General features: G+C 30.4%; 18 protein-coding genes and 2 other annotated features. Of the genes, 4 read left to right on the top strand and 14 right to left on the bottom strand.

Annotated features, from left to right (window positions below):
- Window positions 1-89 precede the first annotated feature (89 nt).
- From M2651_RS13230 to M2651_RS13240, 3 genes are all read left to right on the top strand, one after another.
- The gene (locus tag M2651_RS13230; protein WP_252132815.1) at window positions 90-800 is read left to right on the top strand and encodes a glycosyltransferase family 2 protein; all 711 of its coding nucleotides are present in this window, start codon (window positions 90-92) and stop codon (window positions 798-800) included.
- A 190-nt stretch (window positions 801-990) separates the two neighbouring features.
- Window positions 991-2,202, top strand: coding sequence for a glycosyltransferase family 4 protein (locus M2651_RS13235; RefSeq protein ID WP_252132816.1), 1,212 nt, complete (start codon window positions 991-993; stop codon window positions 2,200-2,202).
- A gap of 47 nt (window positions 2,203-2,249) precedes the next feature.
- Window positions 2,250-3,338 carry a glycosyltransferase family 4 protein gene (locus M2651_RS13240; RefSeq protein WP_252132817.1) on the top strand — a complete coding sequence of 363 codons (1,089 nt, stop codon included), beginning with the start codon at window positions 2,250-2,252 and terminating at the stop codon, window positions 3,336-3,338.
- 67 nt (window positions 3,339-3,405) lie between these two features.
- Here M2651_RS13240 and M2651_RS13245 read toward each other — a convergent pair whose 3' ends face one another.
- From M2651_RS13245 to ytxC, 14 genes are all read right to left on the bottom strand, one after another.
- The gene (locus tag M2651_RS13245) at window positions 3,406-4,458 is read right to left on the bottom strand and encodes a CsxC family protein (RefSeq protein ID WP_252132818.1); all 1,053 of its coding nucleotides are present in this window, start codon (window positions 4,456-4,458) and stop codon (window positions 3,406-3,408) included.
- A gap of 96 nt (window positions 4,459-4,554) precedes the next feature.
- Window positions 4,555-5,334, bottom strand: coding sequence for a CsxC family protein (locus tag M2651_RS13250; protein ID WP_252132819.1), 780 nt, complete (start codon window positions 5,332-5,334; stop codon window positions 4,555-4,557).
- 134 nt (window positions 5,335-5,468) lie between these two features.
- Window positions 5,469-6,335: a CsxC family protein gene (locus M2651_RS13255; RefSeq protein ID WP_252132820.1), complete on the bottom strand. Its 867-nt coding sequence runs from the start codon at window positions 6,333-6,335 to the stop codon at window positions 5,469-5,471.
- 218 nt (window positions 6,336-6,553) lie between these two features.
- The gene (locus M2651_RS13260; RefSeq protein ID WP_252132821.1) at window positions 6,554-7,699 is read right to left on the bottom strand and encodes an aminotransferase class V-fold PLP-dependent enzyme; all 1,146 of its coding nucleotides are present in this window, start codon (window positions 7,697-7,699) and stop codon (window positions 6,554-6,556) included.
- Between the two features lie 129 nt (window positions 7,700-7,828).
- The gene (locus tag M2651_RS13265) at window positions 7,829-8,422 is read right to left on the bottom strand and encodes a cell division protein ZapA (RefSeq protein WP_252132822.1); all 594 of its coding nucleotides are present in this window, start codon (window positions 8,420-8,422) and stop codon (window positions 7,829-7,831) included.
- Between the two features lie 165 nt (window positions 8,423-8,587).
- Complete coding sequence (pheT, locus tag M2651_RS13270) at window positions 8,588-10,969, bottom strand: phenylalanine--tRNA ligase subunit beta (RefSeq protein WP_252132823.1); 2,382 nt, start codon at window positions 10,967-10,969, stop codon at window positions 8,588-8,590.
- Window positions 10,970-10,998: 29 nt separating this feature from the next.
- The gene (gene pheS, locus M2651_RS13275; RefSeq protein ID WP_252132824.1) at window positions 10,999-12,018 is read right to left on the bottom strand and encodes a phenylalanine--tRNA ligase subunit alpha; all 1,020 of its coding nucleotides are present in this window, start codon (window positions 12,016-12,018) and stop codon (window positions 10,999-11,001) included.
- A gap of 92 nt (window positions 12,019-12,110) precedes the next feature.
- Window positions 12,111-12,324, bottom strand: a binding site (T-box leader).
- Between the two features lie 24 nt (window positions 12,325-12,348).
- On the bottom strand, window positions 12,349-13,143 hold the full coding sequence (locus M2651_RS13280) for a TrmH family RNA methyltransferase (protein WP_252132825.1): 795 nt from the start codon (window positions 13,141-13,143) through the stop codon (window positions 12,349-12,351).
- Window positions 13,144-13,154: 11 nt separating this feature from the next.
- Window positions 13,155-13,817, bottom strand: coding sequence for a potassium channel family protein (locus tag M2651_RS13285; RefSeq protein ID WP_252132826.1), 663 nt, complete (start codon window positions 13,815-13,817; stop codon window positions 13,155-13,157).
- A 34-nt stretch (window positions 13,818-13,851) separates the two neighbouring features.
- Window positions 13,852-15,198, bottom strand: a complete 1,347-nt coding sequence (locus tag M2651_RS13290) for a TrkH family potassium uptake protein (RefSeq protein ID WP_252132827.1) — start codon at window positions 15,196-15,198, stop codon at window positions 13,852-13,854.
- 266 nt (window positions 15,199-15,464) lie between these two features.
- Window positions 15,465-15,824, bottom strand: coding sequence for a 50S ribosomal protein L20 (rplT, locus tag M2651_RS13295; RefSeq protein WP_252132828.1), 360 nt, complete (start codon window positions 15,822-15,824; stop codon window positions 15,465-15,467).
- Between the two features lie 29 nt (window positions 15,825-15,853).
- Complete coding sequence (gene rpmI, locus M2651_RS13300) at window positions 15,854-16,051, bottom strand: 50S ribosomal protein L35 (RefSeq protein WP_252132829.1); 198 nt, start codon at window positions 16,049-16,051, stop codon at window positions 15,854-15,856.
- A gap of 20 nt (window positions 16,052-16,071) precedes the next feature.
- Window positions 16,072-16,593 carry a translation initiation factor IF-3 gene (gene infC, locus M2651_RS13305; RefSeq protein WP_252132830.1) on the bottom strand — a complete coding sequence of 174 codons (522 nt, stop codon included), beginning with the start codon at window positions 16,591-16,593 and terminating at the stop codon, window positions 16,072-16,074.
- 21 nt (window positions 16,594-16,614) lie between these two features.
- Window positions 16,615-16,732: a sequence feature (ribosomal protein L20 leader region), on the bottom strand.
- A gap of 33 nt (window positions 16,733-16,765) precedes the next feature.
- Entirely contained in the window at window positions 16,766-17,671 is a 906-nt protein-coding gene (gene ytxC / locus M2651_RS13310) for a putative sporulation protein YtxC (RefSeq protein WP_252132831.1), read from the bottom strand.
- Window positions 17,672-17,860: 189 nt separating this feature from the next.
- Here ytxC and M2651_RS13315 point away from each other — a divergent pair, with 189 nt between their 5' ends.
- Complete coding sequence (locus M2651_RS13315; RefSeq protein ID WP_252132832.1) at window positions 17,861-18,562, top strand: DUF6873 family GME fold protein; 702 nt, start codon at window positions 17,861-17,863, stop codon at window positions 18,560-18,562.
- Window positions 18,563-18,596: the final 34 nt, after the last annotated feature.

An 18,596-nucleotide genomic window follows, 5' to 3' on the forward strand; every position in this document is an offset into this window, starting at 1 on the left:
CTTGCCTATATTATTGACAGAGTTTGTACAGAATATACATTTTCATAAATTTTTGTGCCTTGAGCACAGCGAAAGGAATGATAGTTAATATGAATATATTGCATAAACCTAAGGTCAGTATAATAATTACTTGCTACAATTACGGTGAATATCTTGATGCAGCTATTTACTCATGCTTAAAATCTACCTGCAAAGATATAGAAATACTTGTTGTAAATGATGGATCAACTGACCCTTATACATTAAAGGTACTAAATAGAATAAGGCATCCAAAAATCCATATTATTAATCAAGCCAATAAAGGCTTACCCGCTGCTAGAAACGCTGGTATTAAACAGGCTTCTAGTGAGTATATTCTCCCTGTTGATGCAGATGATTTAATAAGCTCAACTTTAATAGAAAAGGAACTTTCTATACTTGAAAGAAAAACTGAAATTAGTGTGGTAACACATTGGACTCGAGCCTTTGGGACAGAAAATTGGGTTTGGAGACCACAACCTTTTAATATAAAAACTTTGCTTCAGGAAAATATAGTTTGTGTTACCTCTTTATTTAGAAAAAAAGCTTGGGAAGATGTATGTGGTTATAACGAACAAATGAATGAAGGTTATGAAGATTGGGATTTTTGGATATCTTTAGCTGAAAATAATTGCTTATTCTATACCATTCCCGAAGTACTTTTTTTTTACAGGCGTCATGGAAAAACAATGGTTCATGATTCTGATAGAAAACGTGAATATCTTATTAATAAAATCAAAAAAAATCATAAAGACTTATATGAAAAATATGGTCTCTACTGAATCATATAGTAAAGCTGCTTTAGGTGTATTCTAAAAACTTTATAAGAATACATCTATTTATTTTAATTTGAACCCTGCATTAGATTTTTATAAATTTTAATTTATCAATAACATTTAACTGCCCATTGTGTCAAATTTGAATAAAATGAATACTATAAAATTGTATAAATATGAAAGGAGCAAATTATTAATGATTGAAAATGATTTATCAGATAATTATAGAAAAAAGAAAATAACTGTTGCAACATTATCTACATTTTACCCACCAATCAGCGGAAGTCATCTACGGATTTATCACCTATACAAAAATTTATCCAAATGGTTCGATATCGAAGTAGTGCACTATGCTGAATGCAACACAAAAATTAGAAAGACAGAGATTTATCCTGGCTTATGGGAAATTAGTGTGCCCAAATCTTATAAACATTCTAATGCTGAAAATGATTTGTATAATAACAATTATACTTGGTTTAATTTACACTTATTAACACCTGAATATCTGCTAGAATTAGAAAAATCCTCAAAAAGTTCTGAAGTTGTTATATGCAGCCACCCATATTCTTTTCCAGCTGTAAAAGAAATTAAAACAAAAAAAATTTGGTATGATTCTCACAATTTTGAATATCAATTACAAAAATCACTAAAAAGTAATATCCATAATGATAAATTTCTTATAGATATTAAAAAAATCGAAGAAGAATGCTGCAAAACAAGTAAACTAATTATGCCCTGCAGCTTGGAAGATAAAAATTCTATGAGTCAAGAGTATAACGTAGATACAAATAAATTTTTCGTAGTTCCTAATGGTACAGACACTGATAATACTAAATGTGTATTACCTGAAGAAAGATACAGATTTAAAGAAAAAAATAGTATGAATAAAAATCTTTCAGCATTTTTCATCGGAGCATATTGGGAACCCAATATACTGGCAGTAGAGATGATAATAAAATTAGCTCAAAAACTTCCTGATGTTATTTTTATAATTTCTGGGAATGTATGCGATTACTTCAAAAACAAAATTATACCCTCTAATGTTAAACTAACTGGAGAAATCAGTGCTCGTCAAAAGCAATTATTATTTAGTTATACAGATATAGGACTTAACCCTATGCTGTTAGGTTCTGGAACAAATATAAAAATGCTTGAATATTTAGCTTACGGTCTACCTGTTATTACAACTCCTTTAGGTGCAAGAGGATTAAATCTTAAAACAAATAATAATTGTATTATATGTGAAATTGATGATTTTTATAAATCTATTATAGATTTTAAAAATTATAGCCTTATAGAAAGAAATAAACTTGCGATAAACGCTAGAAAATATGTAGAGTCTGAATTTAACTGGAGGGTAATTGCAGAAAGAACATACAATCATATAAAAGATAATAAACTTGTTTAATCTTAATTATATTTCTATAGCTATTTTTCTCAACGGGAGTGAATACAATGAAAATTTTATATGTATATCCCTGGTGCGGCTTAGGCGGTGTTGAAGTTACAGTTATTAACAAAATAAATGCTTTAAAAAATATAGGTATTCATGGGAAAGCAATATTTTTAGATAGACCATTTGAGAGCGGTAAATATATGCTGAACGATAATGTAAAATGTAACTTAACTCCCATGGAGATATTATCTATATTAAAAAAGAAATTTGATATCATAACACTGATTGACTATCCACAATTTCTCAATGTTATAAGCAGGTTCAGCAATGAAAGCAAGGTAATATATGAAACACATTGTTCTGCAGAATATCAAGTAGAAGAATCTTATAAAGTACTAAATCATAATAAAATATCTGCAATTTTAGTTCCCTCACAATTTAATGTAAAAAATATTTTAAAGTTATCAAAAACTGATAAAAAAATATTTGTTTTACCTAATCCAATTGATACTAATATTTTCAAAAATATACCTTTATCTAATATACAAAATAGCTATAGCGAATATTTAAATCGCACGAATATCATCTGGGTAGGCAGATTAGACAAAGGTAAGAATGCTATGGAGCTAGTGGAAATAGGCTGTAACCTCCTTAAAAAAAATAAAAACTTGCATTTTTTCATAATTGGCGAACTATCTGTTAACATTGAATATTTTCAATCGGTTAAAAAAAGCATCCCTCAAAATTTTAATTCCAACTTTACATTTATTCCTGGGATACCTAACGAAAAAATGCCTGAAATTTATTCATTAGCTGCAAATACTGGTGGATGTTTAGTATCAACTTCCAAGCATGAATCCTTACCTATGATATTTATAGAAGCAATGTGCTGCAAATGTCCTGTAGTATCTACAGATGTAGGAGGAGTTAGAGAAGTTATTATTAACAACAAAACTGGTAAAATTTACAATCTTAACGATATTAATGATGGCACTACTGCAATAAGTGAATTAATTGATAAAAATAATTATACTTTAAGAAATAAAATAATTAACAATGCTTATTACTTAGCAAAAACTAGGCATTCACTTGAATCAGTAACTGCTAGATACAAATCAATTTTAGATTATGTTTTAAATAATTTTTAATTTAGTAAAAATTGCAAAGGCCATATTCACTAAATATGAATATGGCCTTTGCAATGCTAAAATATTATCAGCAATTCAATATAAATACCTTTTGATTCTGCACTAAATTAAGTTTAATGTTTAATATTATTTTACTACGCATTTTCTCAAAAGTATATGCCCCATCCAAAGTGTTCTCTAATATCTTTATTTCTTCATAGATATCTGTTTCTAATATTTCAGTGCTGTCTAGCTCTGCAAAAACCTTCTCATTTAAAAATTGAAAGTATTCATAGCTTTTTTCCCTGAAATCTATACCATTCATTTTTTTGTCAACAACTTCCAAATCTATATCTTCATACAAATTAGAAATTTTAGGCATAACATGAAATAAAATGTTTGTCACACATTGAAAAGGAATATTGAAGATTGCTTTTTTTATGTTTCCGCTAATTGAATTTGTATTAATACACTCAGCTGTTGCATATTCTACCTCTTCCTTTATAAAGCCTTTTATGAAAAGTTTATTTGTTCCAGGAATTAATTTACATTGATTTAAAAATATATTTTTATTTATATCTTTTATTTCAAAAACTGGTTCTGGAAACTTCTCAATTGCTTCAACAAAAATTTGTACGCTTGACTCTGATAAAATGACAGGTATTTTTAGTACTGGTGGCTCTATAGTGTAATATTTTTCATCATTTTCGCTAGGATTAAATTGGACTGCTGAGGTGCTTAATACTGTTAATTTAAAGTGAGCTATAATATGTTCTTTTTCAGGTGTTTCCTGAATTATTTTTTTCTGAGATTCACCTATATCACTTTGTATATTTTCTGCAACATCATATATAACTGTTTCTCTCAGTTTTAAGTCATGTTTACCATTGTATATGTTATCATCAATAATAATACTGTTATCTATTTCTGCATCTTTTATTTCACTTTCCTTCACAAATACACCTTTAGATGAATATAATTTTATATCTTCTTTTTTATACTTTTTTTGTACTGCATTATATTTCTCATATCTATTATAAAATACTAATAATAATGCTATTAGTATAATTAGCTGTTGTTCTGGTACTATACTCTGCAATGTATGTTCTAAGTTGTAATCATGTCTATGTTTTTTAGACATATAGTACTCTCCTTATTATATTGATTCAAATAGGAAACCCCTGTTGTCAAGGGGTTTCCCAAGCGTTATTAAACTTAAAATTAGCAAAATGATATATTATACTTCATCATATTTTTCTTCAACGTAGCCTTTCTCCATCTCTCTTGGATCGATTCCATCTCCTGGGCAGGGAATATATACCTGCTGTTTTTGCAGCACTTTAATTCCTACATATATTACCATTTTTTCAGTAAATCTTCTAAAACAATTTTCTGTTGTAAATGGCTGTGCACACTGTAAATTACGATTATAAATATCTGACTCTAGTATTTTAAACCATTCCAATTCACAGAAAACTGGTTCCTGAGGTTTATTGAAATGTTTCCAGGAATCTTCCCTATTATCAAGGCACAGCATATTTTCATCTAGTACATTTGATTTATCTTTAGAAGTTATTCCAAATATAGGCATTTTATCAAAACAAATAGCTGTACAGCATTTAAAAGGAACTCTTAGTGTGCTGTGTAATACATCTCCACTTATGCTGGTGGCATTAGCACATCCTACCGTAGAATACTGAAAATTCTTTTGAACATAACCTTCTATAAATAATTTGTTTGTATAAGGTACTAAATGACACTGAGTTATGCACACTTTTTTATCTACTGTTTTAATATCAAAGGCAGGCTGCTCAAGTTGCAGGTCTGATTCAACATCTATTTGAATTTTACAATTTGCCAATACTACTGGAACTTTTACTACAAGTGGACCAGGACGTCCACATGGTGGATAACAATGATTATCGCATTCACATAATGTTGTTGGGTTAATTACACTAGATTCACAGGTTTGTTGAGGACTAATATTAGTTTCATTAGCTGAACAATTTCTATTCATAGTTCCATCTCCCTTTATAATCTTAAGTATATAAAATTTTAAGATTAACCTTGTTAATCTTAAAGCCTTATACCTAGTAATATACTATTCTGCTTTGCAAAATTTGTTACTGATTAGATTTTTATATATTAAAATTAATCATCATGAAAATTATAAGAAGAAGCTTCTTTTCCAACCATTCCCTTATCCGGATCATATTCTACTTGAATGTCAGGCTGCTTCTTTTCTTTATAATAAGCATCTCTTGAATAATCATTATCTAGCAAAGTTACATCTCCGCTTGGCTCAGGGATAAATATGTGCTGATTTTGAAGTACCTTTAATCTTATATATATAACCATTTTTTCAGTTAACTCTTGCAAAGGCTTTTCATTAGGTAAGGTATTAGGAAGAGAACATTTTTCACTTAAAATATCTGTTTCTAAGATTTTAACATACTCTAATTCGCAAAAAACAGGTTCACACAGCTTGCTGAAATGAATCCAAGACTCCTCTTTTTGGTCTTTACCAAGCATATCTTTATCCAAAACATTTATTTTTTTCTTGTAATCTCTGCCATATATAGGATGCTTTGCAAACTTAATTTTTGTTACACATTTAAAAGGTAACTTTACTGTAGTATGCTGTATATTGCCGCTTATACTGGTTGTATTAGTACAATCTATAGCTGAAAATTGAATATTTTTTTGAACATAGCCTGATATAAATAATTTATCCGTATGAGGAATAAGTTTGCATTCAGTAAGATGAATATGTTTATCGATTGTTTTTAAATCAAGTACTGGTTCTTTAAGTTTTATTTTTGATTCCACATCCACCTGTATTTCTACATCTGCTAAAACTACTGGAATTTTAGCTACCAAAGGACCTGTACATCCCACTTGACTATTACATTTGTTTTTACATTCATTTAAAGTTACTGAGTCTACTGCTTCGGATTCACTACTTCCTCTCTTTTGAGCAATTTCGTTATAATCATTCATTATGTTTTCCTGGGACATATACCTATCCTCCTGCTATTCTTGAAACATAAAACTTTAATATTATTACACTCATTTTAAGTTTTATTCTTCATACATTACCATATTATTCAGAAAAACCAAAAATGCCACTGTAAAAATTTATTAAATCAGCAAATCTCTCAAATAAAAGAATTAAAACAAAAAACAGTACTGGTTTTTAATATAATTCAGCACTGTTTTTATACTTTGCAAGTTATTTATATAAGTTTTTTACTATATATATCTTTAATAGCCATTATTATATTTTCAATATCCTGGAAAGTATTAAAATATCCTGGGCTTATCCTAACAGTCCCTTTATTTAAAGTCCCTATAATTCCATGAATCAACGGTGCACAGTGATAACCTGTTCTTACTGCTATTTTAGCTTTATTAAGTAAATAACCAACTTGAGAGCTGTCTATTCCATCAATATTAATAGAAACTACTGCACTTCTATTCTCTGCAGAAGGAATTCCATATATCTTTACGTAAGAAAGTTTTTTAAGTTCTTTAAGAAGATATTCCACTAATCTCTCTTCATGCTTTTGTATGTTTTTTCTTCCAACCTTTTTAATAAATTTTACCCCTTCGCAAAGTCCAGCAATTCCAGGAGTATTAAGTGTACCGCTTTCAAACTTATCTGGGAGGAAATCAGGTTGGTTCATAAAATTAGAGTTGCTTCCAGTACCGCCATCCTTAAAGTTATCTAACTCCAATCCTTCTCTTATATATAGTCCTCCTGTACCTTGAGGACCAAAAAGTCCTTTATGTCCTGGAAAAGCTAATAAATCAATATTATCCTTTTTAACATCAATGTCAATTGTTCCTGCACTTTGAGAAGCATCCAGTATAAATATAATGCCATTCTCCTTTGATATCCTTCCTATTTCATTAATATTTTGTATTGTACCTAAAACATTTGAAGAATGATTTATTACTATTGCCTTAGTATTTTTCTTTATTTCTTTTTTTAATCCGCTTAAATCTAAATATCCATATTCATTTACTCCTAAGAGAGTAATATCCACACCTTTTTTATTAATATAATTTAACGGGCGAAGTACAGAATTATGTTCTATTACTGTACTTATTACATGATCTCCCCTTTTTAATGCACCTTTTATTGCTATATTTAAAGCTTCCGTTGCATTACTAGTAAAAACTAAATTTAAAACATTAGATATATTAAAAAGCTTGCTTAATTCCTGCCTGGCTTCCATTATTTTAGCTGAAGCCTGTATTGCCATATCGTGTGAACTTCTTCCTGGATTGGCAGCATAATTTTCCATACACCTTATAACCTCTTTATAAACTTCTGTTGGTTTTGGAAATGTAGTTGCTGCATTGTCTAAATATATCATAAAATCCCCCTAATATACTTTTAATGTGGCTACTACAAATATATTAGTTGGACAATCTATCATATACATAATATACATTAAAAATATAGGATATGTTAAAAACTAACTTTTAACATATCCTATTATATATTATTCTGAAGCAATTAATGGATTTCTCATCTTTTTTTCTTTTGCAAGGTCAATTCCTTTTTCTATAAGCTTATGCTGAAGATCCATAGTCTTATACTTATAGGACTGAAGCTCAAATTTGAGTTCTTTATTTTCATTTTTCAATAAGTTTCTTTCCTTAAGATATTTTTTAGCACTTTCCTCTACTATTTTCATTTCAGCCTTAGTCTTTTTTAATTCTTCTTCTTTTTCGCTTATATACTGCTTACTTGTTATATTTTTTAGCTTTTGTTGAAGTTCAAAGTTATAATCCTCTAAATATTTTAACTGTTTCCTCAAAGATTCAATCTCTTCTTTTAAGCTTTTTTCTGTATCAAGAAGTTTGTCTATTTTAACTTGAAGCTCCTCATAAGCTAAATCACATTTGAACATATCATCAGCTGCATTTAATGCAGTAAGTATTGCAGCCGCTGCAACACTCAGTTTAGGATTGGAATCCATTATAGTTTTAAGTCTTTTATCTACATATCTGGCAACCTTATGTAAATATTCTTCGTTTTCTTCCCCTCTTAAATTGTACTCAACTCCATTTATTGTAACTGTTATCACATTCATGGGCTCACCCTCTTAAGTTTCTTCATTTAGTTTATTTATATTTTAACATATATTTGTAAACTAGAAAACATGAATTTAATTTATTGCATAAAAATATCAACAAAACTATTTTCGCTAAAAAAAGCTTCTAAGACAAGTATATACTCATCTAAGAAGCATAAATTTTTATCTTAATACCGCTCCAAGCATATGCTCAAGGGATCTGAGAATTTTATCATGTACTTTATTAACTTCTGCATCTGTTAAAGTTTTATGCTCTAGTCTATAGGTTATTGAATAGGCAACACTCTTCTTTCCTTCTGCAATTTGATTTCCTTTATATACATCAAATAAAACTATATTTTCAACCATGTTTGAACCTTGTTTTCTTATTATATCCTCAATCTGCTGCACTAAAATATCTTCATCTACTAACACTGCAAGATCTCTTGTTACTGCAGGATATTTAGGAAGAGGCTTATAATACTTATCTGTATTAGATAAATTTATAAGCAGGTCAAAGTCAAGCACTGCTATATAGCATCTTTCTTCTATTTCATAATTTTCACTAACATCTGGATGCACTTCTCCTAAAATTCCAACTAAATCCTTTTTAACATATAATGCTGCAGTTTTGCCTGGATGGAAGGTTGGATTAGAACTTTCTCTTTGAAAAGACACATTGTTAATGCCTAAAATATCTATTATATTTTCAACTACACCTTTTAAGTCCAAATAATCAACCTTTCCATACATTCCTATAGTAACTATATTTTTTTCCTGTGGAAGTTTATCAAAGTCATCATTAGGAATATATATCTTTCCAATTTCAAACAATCTTACCTCTGCATTATTTCTTGAATAATTTCTTGCAAGCGCTTCCATCATTGATGGTATTGAAGTAGTTCTCATTATGCTGAAATCTTCTCCAAGTGGATTTCTTATTGCTACTGCGTTTCTTAGCTTTGAATCCTTAGGAAGTAGAATTTTGTCGAAAACTTTTGGGCTTACAAAGGAATAGCTTATAGCTTGATTTAAACCGCATCCTATAAGAGCTTCTATTACTTTATCCTCTAATTTTTGCTTTTTATTTTTTCCACCATTTAATGCTACGCTAGACATAACAGTAGTAGGAATATTATTATAACCATATATTCTTGCAATTTCTTCAGCTACATCTTCCTTAATATTTACATCACTCCTGAAGGTTGGTACAGTTATAACCAAATTATCACCATTAATTACTGTTGCCAATTCTAATCCATCCAAATATTCTTTCATTTTTTCAACAGGAATTTCTGTACCAAGAAACTTGTTTATCCAACTGCCGCTAACTTCTAAAGTCTTCGCAATAACCTTCTCAGGATAAATATCTATAGTTCCTTCCATAACCTCTCCAGCGCCAAGAGCTTCTACAAGATTGCATGCTCTATCCATTGCAATTAGTGCTAAATTAGGATCTAAATCTTTTTCAAATTTTGTTGAAGCTTCTGTTCTTAGTCCAAGATTTTTTGAAGATATTCTTATATTTGTTCCATCAAAAGTAGCACATTCAAATACAATTTCAGTTGTATCCTCTTTAACCTCTGAATTTAATCCACCCATAATTCCTGCTAAACCTATGGTTTTTTCTCCATCCTTTATATTTAGCACCTCAGAATTAAGAATTCTTTCTACTCCATCTAATGTAGTAAACTTTTCTCCCTCTACAGCCCTTTCAACTACAATAGTATTAGAAGTAATCTCTCTTCTGTCAAAAGCATGCATTGGTTGACCTAATTCTATCATTACAAAATTAGTTATATCTACTATGTTGTTTATAGGTCTAACCCCTGCCTGCATTAATCTTTCCTGCATCCATGCTGGTGACGGTTCTATTTTTATATTCTTTATTCCTCTTGCTATATATCTTTTGCAAAGCTTAGCATCTCTAACTTCAACTTTTAATTTATCATTAATATTACTGGAATTTTTACAAGAAAAGCTTAGTTCTGGCATTTTATATGTAATTCCTAAAGTTGCTGCTGTTTCTCTTGCCATACCAATTATACTAAAGCAGTCAGGTCTGTTTGAGGTTATTTCAAAATCTATTACAGAATTATCCAACCCTAATACTTCTTTTATATCTTTTCCAATAGGCGTGTCCTGTGGAAGTATCATAAGACCATGAACTTGCTCTTCTCCTGCTATACCAAGCTCCTCTTCTGAACACATCATTCCATTTGAAACTACACCTCTAAGTTTTCCTTTTTTAATCTTTAAACCATTAGGAAGACTTGAGCCATGCAGAGCAACAGGCACAATATCACCTTCTTTCATGTTGTTTGCACCTGTAACTATCTGCAGCTGCTCACCTGTAGCTATATCTAACTGACATACTACTAGCTTTTCAGCGTCTGGATGAGGCTCTATTTTTAAAATTTTTCCTGTAACTACATTTTGTATTTCATCCCCTGATGTTATAATCTCCTCTACCTTTGATCCTGAAAGAGTAAGCCTATCAGCTAGCTCTTTGGGTGATATATCTATATTTACATAATCTTTAAGCCATTTATATGGTACTTTCATATTACAATCCTCCTACAATAAACTTTAGTTTAGAATTGGTTTAAGAATCTTACGTCACTTTCATATAAAAGTCTTATGTCATCTATTCCATACTTTAACATAACCATTCTATCTATTCCAAATCCAAAGGCAAAACCGCTATAAATCTCTGGATCTATTCCACAATTTCTTAAAACCTGCGGATGAACCATTCCGCAGCCTAAAAGTTCTATCCAGCCACTTCCCTTGCAAAGCTTGCAGCCTTCCCCCTGACATAAAAAGCAGGTAGCATCCATTTCTGCTGAAGGCTCTGTAAACGGAAAGTGGTGTGGTCTGAATTTTGTTACAACCTTCTCACCAAACATTCTCTTGGCAAACAAATCAAGAGTTCCTTTTAAATCAGCAAAGGTAATTCCCTTGTCTACAACTAAGCCTTCCATCTGATAAAATATTGGAGAATGTGAGGCATCAACTGCATCACTTCTATAAACCTTTCCTGGTGCAATAACCTTGATTGGAGGTTTTTGCTTTTCCATTGTTCTTATTTGAAGAGGTGAAGTTTGTGTTCTAAGCACTATATTGTCATTTATATAAAATGTATCCTGTTCTCCTCGTGCTGGATGATTTTTAGGTATATTTAAAGCTTCAAAATTATAATAATCAAGCTCCACTTCTGGTCCTTCTACTATAGAAAAGCCCATAGACAAAAATATGTCCTGAATACTTTCTAAAGTTAAAGAAAGCGGATGCCTGCTGCCTAAAACCTGTTTTTTCCCTGGCATAGATATGTCTATTATTTCCTTTTTAAGCTTAAGCTCTTTTTCTCTATTTTTTATATTGCTTGAAGCCTCTTCTATAAAGCTTTCTAAAGCTTCTCTAACTTCGTTGGCTACTTTTCCTACTATAGGTCTTTCCTCTGCTGAAAGTCCTCCCATTCCTCTAAGTATTTGTGTAAGCTCCCCTTTCTTTCCAAGATACTTAACACGAATATTATCTAATGCCGCTTTACTTTCAGCTTCTCTTAATTCCTTAAGAGCACTTTCCTTTATTGCTTCTAATTTCTCTCTCATACTGTGTACTCCTCCTTTTAATCATATTAATCATAATCCGGGGCAACCTGTGCTCGCTCGAAATTTAAACAAATAAAAAAATCCGCCCCTCATAAAGGGACGAACTTATTCCGCGTTACCACCCTAATTGACATAAAATGTCCTCTTAGATAAAATTAATGGTTCTACCCACTGACAGCTACTATACTTCACCGTCAGAACTCCGAAGTGAACTTCAATATATAAATTCTTAAAAAGGCTTTCAGTCTATGACCTTTTCTCCCTGGAAGACTTTAATATATTTACTCTCTTCATCATAGTTTTCATATTTATTTTAGTTTATATTATAATTTATGGATATTGCATTGTCAACTTTTGTCTTACAATTTCAAACATCATAATTGAAGCTGCTACAGCTGCATTTAAGGATTCAGCTTCACCTGGCATTGGGATTTTAACCTTAACATCCTCTAGTTCATAAACTTCCTTGCTTACTCCAGCACCCTCGTTTCCTACAGCAATTACGACTTTTTCAGTTAAGTTTACTTCATAAAAGTTTTGTGCTTCATCTAAAGAACTTACTACAAGCTTAAAGCCTTTGGATTTTAACTCTTTAATCTTACTTAAATTACTATCTTCAAATATTGGTACATTAAATATGGAACCCATAGTAGACCTTAAAGTTTTTTCATTATACACATCAACAGTTCCTTTAGTAAGCAATATCCCTAAAGCTCCCGCTGCATGAGCACTTCTAATTATTGTGCCTAAATTCCCAGGATCCTGAAGCTTATCTACCAATATATAAAATCCTTCTTTATCAACCATCTTTAAACTTCTATTATTTACAACAGCTGCTATGCCTTGAGGGGTTTCTGTTGCAGAAAGCTGTTTAAATATTGTATCATTTACCATAAAAGTCTTTGTTTTTGCCTGAAGCTTTTCTTCAATGTTAAAATCCTTCCACTGTTTTAAAGCACCTTCACTTAAAAAAATCATCGGTACTTCAAACTTGGATTTTAGTGCTTCCTCAACAAATCTAAAGCCTTCAATCAAAAATTGTTTTTTCTCTATTCTATGTTTTTTCTCCTTAAGCTTCTTTACTTCCTTTATAATGTTATTATCCTTACTTTGAATTATATCCAAACAGTTTCACCTTATCTTCCAAATCGACTTTCAAATTTGCTTAATTCCTTAGTTGAGCCTATAGCGATTATAGTATCGTCAGGTCTTATTGTATCATCTGCTTTAGGTGCTACATTAACTTCTCTGTTTCGCTTAATTCCTATAACACTTAAGCCATAATTTGCCCGTACATCTATCTCTCTTAATGTCTTTCCATACCACTCTTGTGGGCTTACAATTTCTGCTATATTGTAATCAGGCGACAGTTCTATATAATCTAAAATATTAGATGCAAATATATTATGTGCCACTCTAACCCCCATATCTCTTTCTACAAATACTACTCTATCAGCTCCTATCTTATATAGAAGCTTTGCATGTCTCTCATCATGCGCCTTGCTTATTATATATTTAACACCAAGTTCTTTTACAATAAGAGTTGCCATTATACTTGCCTGTATATCTGAACCTATTCCTATTACTGCTACATCAAAATTACTTATTCCTAAATCCTTAAGACTTTTTTCATCAGAGGTATCTACCTGTACTGCATGAGTTACCTGCTCTGACATTTCCCTTACTATATCCTCATCAGAATCGATAGCTAGAACTTCATTACCAAGGTTATAAAGTGTTCTAGCTACAGAAGCACCAAAGCTTCCAAGTCCAATTACAACGAATTGCTTCTTTCTCATTAATGTTACACTCCTCTTTTATCTATACAGTTTTTTATCCAACTAATATTTTATCCTCTGGATATCTTATTGTATTATTGCTGTGCTTTCTAGATAATGCAAGTGCTATTGTAAGCGGGCCTACTCTTCCGCAGTACATAGTAAAAATTATTATTGTTTTACCTATAATTGATAATTTAGTAGTAAGTCCTAAAGTTAAACCAACAGTACCAAAGGCAGAAGTAGCTTCATAAATTATATACTCAAGGGAAGTTCCTGCTTCAGTAATTGTAAGAATCATACTTACGGTTACTACTAAAGTTATACCTATTACTGCAATAGCAAGACTTTTATATATAGTTTCTTTGCTTATTCTTCTCTCAAATACTTCTGTTTCTTCTCTTCCTTTTATAATGGAGATGACCGTCATAATTAATATACCTGCTGTAGCTGTCTTTATACCACCCGCTGTAGAACCTGGGGAACCTCCAATAAACATAAGTATTATTGTAAGAAACCTTCCTGCTGGAGTCATATCTGTTGTAGATATAGAGTTAAAACCTGCAGTTCTTGGAGTAATTGATGCAAACAACGAAGATAATATTTTCCCTTTTACTGACATAGGATTAATTGTAGCAGGATTATTATACTCGAATATAAACATAAGAATGGCTCCTACAACAATTAATATTGCAGTTACAACTATAACAAATTTTGAATGCAGTGTTATTTTTTTTACTTTCCTATAATTAAATATTTCATACCAAACTGCAAAACCTAATCCACCAATTACAATTAAAGTTGCAATAGTTAATATTATAATAGGATTTTCAGCATAAGGTGTTAGACTTCTAAACTCACCCATTAAGTCAAAACCTGCATTGCAAAATGCTGAAACTGAATGAAATATACTAAAATATATACCTTTAATCAAACCATGCTCTGGAATAAAAATAATTGACAGTATTAATGCTCCTATTCCTTCAATTGTAAATGTAAATAACAAAACGTATCGAGCCAGTTTTACAAGTCCCTGAAGTGAACAAGTATTCATAGCTTCCTGCATAACAAGTCTTTCCTTAAGAGTAATCTTTTTCCCTAATAAAAGTGATATTAATGTGGCAAAGGACATAAAGCCTAATCCACCAATCTGAATTAAAATTAAAATAACGGTTTTACCAAAATAACTCCAATAAGTTCCTGTGTCTAAGGTTACCAGACCTGTAACACATACAGCTGAAGTAGAGGTAAATAGAGCATCTACAAATGGAGTTCTTACATCTTCATTTGACGCTATAGGCAGTGTTAAAAGTATTGCTCCCATTAAAATTACAACTGCAAAACCTATTACCAAAATTTGAACCGGCTTAAATCTTAAGTCTTTATAAATATTGATTTGCATAACAGCACCTCATAAAAAGCTATAATATAAATATAATTATAATTATATGTAAACTATATATTTATATTCTTTAAAATACAGTAGAAGTATAGCCGAATACTAATGTTTCTATGTTAAAAGAAACTAGTATCCGGCTAAAGATTATAACATTTAATTGTATGTAAATATCTTTACTTATGATAATAATTATACTCGTTTTATATAAATTTACAATAATTTTTAATAATAAAAATGCAGCAATAAAACTGCATTTTTATTATTAATTACTAAGCATTTAGTGCTTTTTTAGCAACTTCAACTAATTCGCTGAAAGCCTTCGCATCATTTATAGCTATTTCAGAAAGCATCTTTCTGTTAATATCAACACCTGCAAGCTTTATACCATTCATAAATCTTGAATAGGATAATCCGTTCATTCTTGTAGCTGCGTTTATTCTTGCTATCCAAAGCTTTCTAAAGTCTCTTTTCTTAAGTTTTCTTCCAACATAAGCATTTCTTAATGCTCTTATAACTGTTTCATTAGCAGTCTTAAATAACTTGCTTTTTCCACCATAATAGCCCTTTGCAAGCTTAAGTACTTTTTTATGATATTTACGAGCATTCATAGCTCTTTTAACTCTTGCCATTTAAAAAACCTCCTTCTAGCACCTCTATATTATAAGTATGGTAATAATTTCTTTATTGCTTTTTCCTGAGCAACTGAAACATAAGCAGTCTTTCTAAGATTTCTCTTTCTCTTTGAGCTCTTCTTTGTTAATATATGGCTCTTGAAAGCTTTAGCTCTCTTAAGCTTTCCACTTCCTGTTTTCTTAAATCTTTTTGCTGCACCTTTATGTGTTTTCATTTTAGGCATAATAAATTTCCTCCTCTCAGTTATGCTCTTTTAGGAGCTAGTATCATTATCATATTCTTTCCTTCTAATTTAGCTGGTTTTTCAATCACACAAACATCTTCCAACCTATCAGAAAAAGATTTTAATATATCAAGACCAATGTGGGAGTATTCGGCTTCTCTACCTCTAAACCTTACTGTAACCTTTACTTTATCACCGTCAAGTAAAAATTTCCTTGCATTATTTGCTTTAATAGAAATGTCATGTTCTTCAATAGCAGGACTGAATCTTATTTCTTTAATATTTATTACTTTCTGGTTCTTTCTGGCTTCTTTTTCCTTTTTTGCCTGTTCATATAAAAATTTTCCATAATTCATAATCTTACAAACCGGCGGATTAGCAGTTGGTGATATAAGAACTAAATCTAGTTCTTTTTCCTCAGCTATTTTTAAAGCTTCTTTTGTTGGAAGTATTCCTAACTGATTATTATCAGTATCAATAACTCTTACTTCTTTCTCTCTAATTTCTTCATTTAAAAGAAAGTCTTTACTAATAATTTTCACCTCCTAAGAGATTTTATTTTTTATAATAAAAAAGGACGGCAGTAGCCGTCCTTTAATAGCTCAACATAAAATAGTCAATCTATCCTTGACCTTACTAGCAATGCTGTAAGGTGAGAAACGGCTGTTTCTTCTTAACACAGATTATTCTACATTGTATTATATTATTTGTCAACTATTTTTTTAATTTTATTTTTGTTTTGATTTTGTCACACATATCACATTTACTGCAGAAAATCACTCTTTCTCCAAAAACATTTTTAATAGTATCTAAAAGCTCTTTATTGCTGCAGTTTTCTGCATTATGTATAATTACAGTATTTGGTGCATTAGTAATGAGTCCACTTATTAACATATCCTCAACGCTTACTACACCAGAAAATTTAGTATCGGACAGCTCACTGAACAAAACATCCATTATATCGTTTCCATGATCATCCTGAATAATATAATTTCCATCAATTTCTATTATTATATTTATTTTGTCTATCTTGCTTTCCTGAAGTTCTACAAAATATTTTAACAGCTTAATAAATTCATTATACTCTTTTTCTACCATGTAGCTCTCAACAACTTTGTCTATTATGCTTTCCAGATCTTCTCTAAATTCACTCATTCTAAAAGTTATAAAACCTTTTATGTTTATTTCTTTATTTTCTTCAATGCATTCTATTATCTTTTGAATGATAGAATTTTTTCTATTTCTAAAGTAAACCATATACTCATTAAGTATTGCACCTTCGCTTTTAAGGGCATCTAGACTTAATTTTTTAATTTCTTTTATTTCATCATACTTAAGAAAAAAATAAGTATCCGTTAGAAAGCTTTGTATTTCTTTTTTATAGAATTCATCTATTACTATGTTGTATAAAATATTAGCCATATAAAGGTTAAATATGTTTACAAGTTTATCATTAAACGCATTGTCATCACAAAATATCTTTAAGAAGTGAGTATTGCTTTCGATACTTTCTGAAAAACCTACTATTATATCTCTATCATGGAAATATTTCTTCATTTCATTCATATTTTTGATTATGTCTTCTTTACTACTGTCATACACTACGGTTAAAAGCAGCATATCTCACACTCCCTTCTTATGATAGTATGTGTTGAAAGAAAATGTATATGCAAAATTAATTAAGCAATTATCGACAAATGGAGTATCTAACACGTGACAAGTTACATTTACTCGTACTAATCTTATTGGTTGAAAGTAGTTGATATTTTTGATAATGTATTTCTATAATTCCCAAAGGTCGGTGATTTTATGAAAAAAGTTCTTGTAGATTATAGAATAAGTGATGAGGAAAGATATAATCTTGAAAAGTTATGCTTTGAAGTACTGATTGTTCCACCTAATAAAATATTGTATGAAGCAGTTTCTGGACATCCAGACATTCTTTTGCATATAGTTAATGATAAGACTATAATAGTTCATAAAGATATGGATATTAAATTTATTAATCTTCTTAAAAGCTATAATATAGAAGTGTTTCTTTCAGAAAAAAAATTAGAAACTAATTATCCTTTTAACATAATTTTAAATGCATTAAATCTAAATGACATTTTCATTCACAATATTAGATACACAGACAATAAATTAATAAACTTAGTCCAAAATAAAAAAATAAAAAATGTAAAACAAGGTTATACCAAGTGTTCAACTGCTATTGTCAGCAGCTCTGCTGTTATGACTAGCGACAAAGGCATTGCTAAATGCCTAATGGAAGAATACATAGATGTACTACTTCTTCCTCCTGGCGATATACTTCTTCCAGGACTTAACTACGGCTTCATAGGTGGATGCTGCGGACTTCTAGAAAATGGTCTTCTTGCCTTCTATGGCAGCTTAGAAAATTATGCATACAGTAAAGAGGTTTTTGAATTTTTAAAAAAACATAAAGTAGAACCTGTTTTTTTAAGCAATGGAAAACTTATAGACAGAGGAAGCATATATATAATAAAATAATTACTAAAAATACATAAGAGGTCTTTAACTAAGA

The sequence above is a fragment of the Clostridium caldaquaticum genome, from assembly GCF_023806125.1.
Taxonomy (GTDB): domain Bacteria; phylum Bacillota; class Clostridia; order Clostridiales; family Clostridiaceae; genus Clostridium_AT; species Clostridium_AT caldaquaticum.

Coding starts and splice junctions, on each gene's coding strand:
- rpmI (WP_252132829.1), bottom strand. CDS start 16,051: ATGCCTAAAATGAAAACACATAAAGGTGCAGCAAAAAGATTTAAGAAA.
- rplT (WP_252132828.1), bottom strand. CDS start 15,824: ATGGCAAGAGTTAAAAGAGCTATGAATGCTCGTAAATATCATAAAAAA.
- pheS (WP_252132824.1), bottom strand. CDS start 12,018: ATGAGAGAGAAATTAGAAGCAATAAAGGAAAGTGCTCTTAAGGAATTA.
- M2651_RS13260 (WP_252132821.1), bottom strand. CDS start 7,699: ATGATATATTTAGACAATGCAGCAACTACATTTCCAAAACCAACAGAA.
- M2651_RS13255 (WP_252132820.1), bottom strand. CDS start 6,335: ATGTCCCAGGAAAACATAATGAATGATTATAACGAAATTGCTCAAAAG.
- M2651_RS13265 (WP_252132822.1), bottom strand. CDS start 8,422: ATGAATGTGATAACAGTTACAATAAATGGAGTTGAGTACAATTTAAGA.
- M2651_RS13285 (WP_252132826.1), bottom strand. CDS start 13,817: ATGAGAAAGAAGCAATTCGTTGTAATTGGACTTGGAAGCTTTGGTGCT.
- pheT (WP_252132823.1), bottom strand. CDS start 10,969: ATGAAAGTACCATATAAATGGCTTAAAGATTATGTAAATATAGATATA.
- ytxC (WP_252132831.1), bottom strand. CDS start 17,671: ATGCTGCTTTTAACCGTAGTGTATGACAGTAGTAAAGAAGACATAATC.
- M2651_RS13290 (WP_252132827.1), bottom strand. CDS start 15,198: ATGCAAATCAATATTTATAAAGACTTAAGATTTAAGCCGGTTCAAATT.
- M2651_RS13250 (WP_252132819.1), bottom strand. CDS start 5,334: ATGAATAGAAATTGTTCAGCTAATGAAACTAATATTAGTCCTCAACAA.
- M2651_RS13235 (WP_252132816.1), top strand. CDS start 991: ATGATTGAAAATGATTTATCAGATAATTATAGAAAAAAGAAAATAACT.
- M2651_RS13315 (WP_252132832.1), top strand. CDS start 17,861: ATGAAAAAAGTTCTTGTAGATTATAGAATAAGTGATGAGGAAAGATAT.
- M2651_RS13230 (WP_252132815.1), top strand. CDS start 90: ATGAATATATTGCATAAACCTAAGGTCAGTATAATAATTACTTGCTAC.
- M2651_RS13240 (WP_252132817.1), top strand. CDS start 2,250: ATGAAAATTTTATATGTATATCCCTGGTGCGGCTTAGGCGGTGTTGAA.
- M2651_RS13245 (WP_252132818.1), bottom strand. CDS start 4,458: ATGTCTAAAAAACATAGACATGATTACAACTTAGAACATACATTGCAG.